This window comes from Umezawaea sp. NPDC059074 (assembly GCF_042738955.1).
Taxonomy (GTDB): domain Bacteria; phylum Actinomycetota; class Actinomycetes; order Mycobacteriales; family Pseudonocardiaceae; genus Umezawaea.
The window spans coordinates 34,523-41,858 of record NZ_JBHYHC010000081.1 but is presented as its reverse complement, the minus strand read 5'-3'; the positions used below and the strand labels follow the sequence as shown (position 1 = coordinate 41,858).

Genomic DNA, 7,336 nt, shown 5'->3' with positions numbered 1-7,336 from the left:
GCGTCAGCCTGACCGTCCCGGAAGGGGAGGTCGTCGGGCTCGTCGGCGAGTCCGGCTCCGGCAAGTCCACGCTCGCGCGGGCCGCCGTCGGCCTGGCCCCGCTGGCGGGCGGCCGGATCACCCTCGGCGGCGCGCCGGTCCCGACCCGCGGCAGGCCCCGGCCGTTGCAGATGGTGTTCCAGGACCCGTACTCCTCGCTCGACCCGCGGATGACGGCGGGCGAGAGCGTCACCGAGGCGATGCCGCCCGGCGGCTCGCGGGCCGAACGGCGGGCGGAGGTCGAACGGCTGCTGGACCTGGTGCACCTCGACCCGGTCTGCGCGGGCAGCGTCCCGTCGCGGCTGTCCGGCGGTCAGCGGCAGCGGGTCGCGCTGGCACGGGCGTTGGCCGCCCGTCCCCGCGTGATCATCGCCGACGAGATCACCTCCGCGCTGGACGTCTCGGTCCAGGGGGCCGTGCTCAACCTCGTCCGCGAACTCCAGCGCGAACTCGGCCTCACGATCCTGTTCATCTCCCACAACCTCGCGGTGGTCCGCTACGTCGCCTCGCACGTCGCCGTGCTGCGGCACGGCCGGGTCGTCGAGCAGGGACCCGCCGACCGGGTGCTCACCGAGCCCTCCCACGACTACACCCGCGCACTGCTCGCCGCCGTGCCCGGCCGACCCACGCCAAGGAGCCAGTGATGACCCGACGGACGCGCGTCGAGGACCTGACCGACATCGTGGTCCCGTCGCAGCCGGCGCTGTCGCCGGACGGCGGCCGGATCGCCTACGTGCTGCGGAGCCAGGACGCCGAAGGCGACCGGGCCGTCGACGAGCTGTGGCTGGTCGACACCGACGGCGGCCCGCCCCGCCGCCTCACGTCCGGCCCGGCCGACGCCGCGCCCGCGTGGTCGCCGGACGGGACGCGGCTGGCGTTCCTGCGCGACGGGCAGGTCGCCGTGCTCGAGGCCGGGGGAGGGGAGCCCGAGCGCGTGACCGACCTGCCGCTCGGCGCGGGCGCGCCGCGCTGGAGCCCGGACGGTCGGCGGCTCGCGTTCACCGCGCCGGTCGACCCGAGCGGGGGCGCGCGGGGGCCGATGGTCACCGACGGCCTCGACTACCAGGCGGACGGCCGGGGGATGTTCGGCCTGGTCCGCCCGCAGGTGCACGTCGTCGACCCGGCGAGCGGCGTGGTCCGGCAGTTCACCGACGGGCCGCACGGCGCGGGCGATCCGGCGTGGTCCCCGGACGGCACGGCCCTCGCGTTCACCCGCAAGACCGACGACGACCTGCGCCACCGCACGCCCGTTCAGGTGCTGGAGGTGGACGACCCGCACGCCCGGCCGCGCGTGGCCGCGTTCGCCGACGGCGTGGCGTCCACAGTGGACTGGACGGCGGACGGGGCTGCCCTGCTGGTGGTCGGCTGGCCCGGCGACCCGGTCGCCCACGCCCGGCTGTTCCGGGTGGAGGGCGACGAGGTCACCGACCTGTCCGGGGCGCTGGACCGCAACGTGATGCCCGGCGCGACCGCGTACCCCGGCGGTCTGCCGCGCGAGCACGACGGCCGGGTGTGGTTCTGCCTGCGCGACCACGGCTGCACGCACCTGTGGTCCGTCGCCCTCGACGGCACGGACGCCTGCCCGGTCGTCGACGGCGCGGGGCGGGTCGTCTCCGGGCTGTCGGTCGCCGGAGGCCGCGCGGCGGTGGCGTTGGCCACGCCCGCGTCCTACGGCGAGATCGCGGTCGTCGACCTGGCGACCGGGGCGGAGACCGTGCTGACCGACCACAGCGCGGGAATCGACCTCCACCCCCGTGAGGAGCGGTGGTTCACCATCTCCGACGGCACCGCCGTGCAGGCGTGGCTGACGCACGACCCCGCGCGCACCGGGCCCCGACCGGTGCTGCTCGACGTGCACGGCGGCCCGCACAACGCGTGGAACGCCGCGGCCGACGAGATGCACCTGTACCACCAGGAACTCGTCGACCGGGGCTGGGCGGTGCTGCTGGTCAACCCGCGCGGCAGCGACGGGTACGGCGAGGCGTTCTACGACGGCGTCCGCGGCGCGTGGGGTGTCGCGGACGCCGCCGACTTCCTGGAACCGCTGGACGTGCTCGTCGCGGAGGGCTTCGCCGATCCCGACCGGCTCGCGGTCGCGGGGTACAGCTACGGCGGCTTCATGGCGTGCTGGCTGACCGGCCACGACGACCGGTTCGCCGCGGCAGTCGCGGGCGGCCCGGTCAGCGACCTGGTGAGCATGGGCGGCACTAGCGACGACAGCCACTTCCTCAGCGTCTACGAACTCGGCGGCACGCCGTGGCAGGAGCCGGAGAGGTACGCCGCCATGTCCCCGCTCACGCGGGTGTCCCACGTCCGCACCCCCACGCTGGTGATCCAGGGCGCGAACGACCTGACGTGCCCCATCGGCCAGGCCCAGCAGTGGCACACCGCGCTGCGCGAACAGAGCGTGCCGACCCGGCTGGTCGTCTACCCGGACGCCTCGCACGTGTTCATCCTGCTCGGGCCGCCCTCGCAGCGCGTCGACTTCAACCACCGCGTGCTCGACTGGTTGGAGCGGCACGTCACCCGCGCCGGTCGGGCCCCGCTCGACGCCGCCCACTGGCAGCACCGGCTGACCCGGCTCGCCGAGCGCCACTCCGTGCCCGGCGCGCAGCTCGGCATCCTCCGGCTGGACACCGACGAGCTGGTCGAGGTCGCGCACGGCGTGCTGCACGTCCGCACCGGCGCGCCGGTCGCCACCGACTCGCTGTTCCAGATCGGCTCGATCACCAAGGTGTGGACGGCGACCGTGGCGATGGCGCTGGTCGACGAAGGGCTGTTCGACCTGGACACCCCGGTCGTCGACCTGCTGCCGGAACTGCGGCTCGCCACCCCCGACGTCACGAAGTCCGTCACGATCCGGCACCTGCTCACCCACACCAGCGGCATCGACGGCGACGTCTTCACCGACACGGGTCGCGGTGACGACTGCCTGGAGCGCTACGTCGACGTCCTCGGCGAGGCCGGGCAGAACCACCCGGTCGGCGCGACCTGGTCCTACTGCAACTCCGGCTACTCCCTGCTGGGCCGGGTGGTCGAGAAGGTCACCGGGCGGACGTGGGACCAGGCGATGCGCGAGCGGCTGTTCACGCCGCTCGGGCTCGACCACACCGTGACGCTGCCGGAGGAGGCGCTGCTGTTCGGCGCGGCCACCGGCCACGACGAACGCGACGGCGAGCTGGTCCCCGTGCGGGCCTGGGGTCTGCCGCGCTCGCTCGGCCCGGCCGGGCTGGTCACCTCCACGGTCGCCGACGTGCTCGCGTTCGCCCGCATGTACCTGCTCGGCGGAGAGGGCGTGCTGAGCGCGGAGAGCGCCGCGGCCATGACCGCGCACCAGACCGACCTGCCCGACCGGCTCGTCCTCGGCGACTCGTGGGGACTGGGCTGGATCCGCTTCGGCTGGGACGGCCACCGGCTGTACGGCCACGACGGCAACACCCTCGGCCAGGCGGCGTTCCTGCGCGTGCTGCCGGAGCAGGGGCTCGCCGTCGCGCTGCTCACCAACGGCGGCCACACCCGCGACCTCTACCAGGACCTCTACCGCGAGGTCTTCGCCGAGGTCGCGGGCGTCGAGATGCCCCGGCCGTTCGCGCCGCCCGCGGAACCCGTGGAGGTCGACGTGGAGCCGTACGTCGGCGTGTACGAGCGGTCCGGCGTGCGGATGGAGGTCGAGAACGGCTCGGACGGGCCGCTCCTGCGGACGACGATCACCGGCCCGCTCGCGGCGCTGGTGCCGGACCCGGTCGAGGAGCACCCGCTGGTCCCGGCCGGTCCCGCGCTGTTCGCGGTCAAACCGCCGGAGGCCGAGACGTGGGCGCCGGTCACCTTCTACGAGCTGCCGACCGGCGAGCGGTACCTGCACTTCGGTGTCCGCGCCACGCCGAAGGTGTCCTGATGGAGGACTTCCTCGCCGACGTGCGGGCGCTGGTCGAGTGCGAGTCGCCGTCCAGCGACCTGGCCGCCGTCGCCCGCTCGGCCGATGTGGTCGCGCGGATCGGCACGGCCCGCCTGGGCGTCGAGCCCGAGAGGATCGTGCTCGACGGCCGGACCCACCTGCGCTGGCGGCTCGGGTCGACGCCGTCACGGGTGCTGCTCCTCGGCCACCACGACACCGTGTGGCCGCTCGGGTCGCTGGCCACCCGCCCGTACTCGGTCGAGGGCGGGGTGCTGCGCGGACCGGGCTGCTTCGACATGAAGGCCGGGCTGGTGATGGCCTTCCACGCGGCCGCGGGACTGGACGGCGTGACGCTGCTCGTGACCGGCGACGAGGAGATCGGCTCGCCGAGCTCTCGCGCACTGGTCGAGGAGGAGGCGAAGGCGGCCGTCGCCGCGCTCGTGCTGGAGGCGTCGGCCGACGGCGGCGCCCTCAAGACGGAGCGCAAGGGCGCGTCGTCCTACGAGGTGCGGCTGACCGGCCGGGCCGCCCACGCCGGCCTCGAACCCGAGCGCGGGGTGAACGCGACCCTCGAACTCGCCCACCAAGTGCTGGCCGTGAGCGCCCTTGCCGACCTGGCGAGGGGCACGACGGTCACGCCCACCACCGCTCGTTCCGGCACGACCGCCAACACGGTGCCCGCCTCGGCGTCGTTCGCGGTCGACGTCCGCGCCCGGACCGCCGCGGAGCAGCACCGCGTGCACCGGGCGATCCGCGCCCTGCCGCCGGTGCTGCCGGGCGCGACGATCGAGGTGCTGGGCGAGGTGAACCGGCCGCCGCTGGAGGCGGTCGCGTCGGCGGCGCTCTACGACCGGGTCCACGACCTCGCCCTGCGGCTCGGGCTGCCCGCGCCGACCTCGGCCGCCGTCGGCGGCGCGTCCGACGGCAACCTCACCGCGGGCGTGGGCACCCCGACGTTGGACGGCTTGGGCGCGGTCGGCGGTGGGGCTCACGCCGAGGACGAGCACGTGCTGGTCGACCACCTGCCCGGCCGGACCGCGCTGCTGCGCGCCCTGGTCGAGGACCTGCTGGCGGCGGACCTCGGCTGACCTGTCGGATCCGACGAACCGCGCCCGTCGATCCGGTGCGATCCGCCTAGCGGGCGTTCGGGCCTCGGCCTACCGTGACCGCATGAGGCACTCGCGCGGGAGCCTGGGCCGGGTGCTCGACGACCTGGGCGCGACCCTGCTCGACCTCGTGCACGGCGATCGGGACCGGGCGGGCGAGATCAGCGGCGTCGTCATCCACGACCCGCTGGACCAGCCGGTCCTCTCACCGCACGCGCTCGTGCTCGGCGTCGGCGTGGAGGATCCGGAGCAGATCGTCGGCCTGCTGCACGCCCTCGGTCGTCAGCGTGCGGCGGCCCTCGTGCTGCGGGCCCCGGTCGCCCTCCCCGACGAGGTGCGCTCGGCCGCCGACGACGCGGGCGTGGCCGTGCTCGGGTTGAGCAGGGGAGCGCCGTGGAGCCACCTCGGCGAGATGCTCCGGTCGTTGCTCGCCGAAGGCGCCGAGCGCGAGGACTCGCTCGGCGGCCTGCCCGCGGGCGACCTGTTCGCGGTCGCCAACGCCATCGCGTCGCTGCTCGACGCGCCGGTCACGCTGGAGGACCGCGCTTCCCGGATCCTCGCGTTCTCCGGCCGCCAGGACGAGGCCGACCCGTCGCGCGTCGAGACCATCCTCGGCCGCCAGGTGCCGGAGCGGATCTCGCGCATCCTGCGCGAGCGCGGGGTGTTCCGCGACCTGTTCCGCGGCGACCAGCCCGTCGTCATCGACCCCATCCCGGACGGCAAGGGCGGGTTCACGCTGCCGCGCGTCGCCATCGCCGTGCGGGCGGGAGACGAGGTGCTCGGCTCGATCTGGGCGGCCGTGCCCGGTCGGCTCAGCCCGGAGCGCGACCGGGCGCTGCGGGAGTCGGCGAAGCTGGTGGCGCTGCACCTGCTCCGGGTCCGGGCGGGCGCGGACGTGCGGCGGCGCGTGCGGGCGGATCTGCTCGGCTCGGCGCTGGAGGGAGGCGCGGGCGCGGGGGAGGCGCTGGAACGGCTGGGCCTCGCGGGTCGGTCGCTGCTGGTGCTGGGCGTCGGGCTGGTCGAGCACGAGTCCGTCAGCGCGGCGGCCGTGCACGACCTCCAGCGGCTCGGCGACGCGTTCGCCCTGCACCTCGCCGCGATCGACCCCCGCTCGGCCGCCGCGGCGCTCGGCGACGTCGTCTACGGCCTGCTCCCGCCGACCGGCGCCGACGACAAGGCGGGGACCCGCGCGGAGCGGATCCTCCAGGACTTCCTCGATCGGGTCGGCGACCGCCTGCCCGCCGTCGCTGCGGCGGGTCCGGTCGCGCTCACGCTGTCCGGTGTCGCCCACAGCCGTTCCTGCGTGGACCGCGTGCTGCGGGTGCTGCGCGAGGGCCGGGTCGGCCGTCGGGTCGGCAGCCTCGACGAACTCCAGGGCGAGGCGCTGGTCATCGAGCTGCGGGACCTCGCGGCGGCCCGCGGCGACGAGCCGACCGGCGCGCTCGCCCGGCTGCTCGACTACGACCGCGAGCACCGCACCGCGCTGGTCGAGACGCTGCGGGCCTGGCTGGACGCCTTCGGTGACGTGGCCGCGGCCGCCGAGTCGGTGTTCGTCCACCAGAACACCTTCCGCTACCGGCTGCGCCGGGTCGCCGAGGTGGGTCGCGTCGACCTCGCCGACCCGGACCAGCGCTTCGCCGCCATGCTCCAGCTCCGCGTGGTCCGCGTCGGTTCCACGCTGGAACCGCCGACCGACGTGTGACGCCCCGGCCTCAGCCGACCTGCCGCAGGCCCGCCGCGGCGAGCACCTCGTCGGCCAGTTCGGACGTGGAGAGCCGGTCCGACCGCAGCACGAGCGTCCCGCTCGGCTGGTGCTCGGCGGCGGCCACGGCCGCCTCCACCCGGCCGCGCGCCCACTCGGCCGCCGAGTGGCCGGTCTCCGGGTTGTCGGGGACGGGGGAGCGGGCGACGATCCGCGCCCACAGCACGGGGAAGTCCGCCGCCAGGAACACGTGCAGGACCTCCTCGCCCGCGTCGGCCAGACCGCCGAGGATCTCGGTCCGGTAGTCGTCGCGGACGAGCGACATCGGCACGACGAGCGTGCTCGCGTGGTGCTTGCGCAGCGACACCGCCGTCGCGACGACCAGTTCCCGCCAGCTGGCCAGGTCCTGGAAGTCGTCGTTGGGCGGCAGCCACTTCCACAGCGTGATGCCGAGGTCCTCCGGGTCGAACACGACCGAGTCCGGGAGCCGTCGGCGCAGCTCGGCCGCCAGCGTCGTCTTCCCCGCCCCGAACCCGCCGTTGAGCCAGATGATCATCGCCCCACCGTAGCGGGGAGGGTCGCTAGGCCGTCGTG

Annotated in this window: 4 protein-coding genes and 1 pseudogene; 4 read left to right on the top strand and 1 reads right to left on the bottom strand. The window is 75.2% G+C overall.

The window, feature by feature from the left end:
• The 4 genes and pseudogenes from ACFWW9_RS30150 to ACFWW9_RS30135 form a co-directional block, all read left to right on the top strand.
• Window positions 1-656, top strand: a pseudogene (locus ACFWW9_RS30150) (ABC transporter ATP-binding protein); the annotation flags it as partial.
• 26 nt (window positions 657-682) lie between these two features.
• The gene (locus tag ACFWW9_RS30145) at window positions 683-3,934 is read left to right on the top strand and encodes a serine hydrolase (RefSeq protein ID WP_390384875.1); all 3,252 of its coding nucleotides are present in this window, start codon (window positions 683-685) and stop codon (window positions 3,932-3,934) included.
• Window positions 3,934-5,022 carry a M20 family metallopeptidase gene (locus ACFWW9_RS30140; RefSeq protein ID WP_390384873.1) on the top strand — a complete coding sequence of 363 codons (1,089 nt, stop codon included), beginning with the start codon at window positions 3,934-3,936 and terminating at the stop codon, window positions 5,020-5,022. Before ACFWW9_RS30145 ends, ACFWW9_RS30140 begins: the two co-directional genes overlap by 1 nt.
• An 82-nt stretch (window positions 5,023-5,104) precedes the next feature.
• Window positions 5,105-6,742, top strand: coding sequence for a helix-turn-helix domain-containing protein (locus ACFWW9_RS30135; protein ID WP_390384871.1), 1,638 nt, complete (start codon window positions 5,105-5,107; stop codon window positions 6,740-6,742).
• A 10-nt stretch (window positions 6,743-6,752) separates the two neighbouring features.
• On the opposite strand, the gene ACFWW9_RS30130 is transcribed toward ACFWW9_RS30135, so the two are convergent.
• Window positions 6,753-7,298: an AAA family ATPase gene (locus ACFWW9_RS30130; protein ID WP_390384870.1), complete on the bottom strand. Its 546-nt coding sequence runs from the start codon at window positions 7,296-7,298 to the stop codon at window positions 6,753-6,755.
• Between the last annotated feature and the right edge of the window lie 38 nt (window positions 7,299-7,336).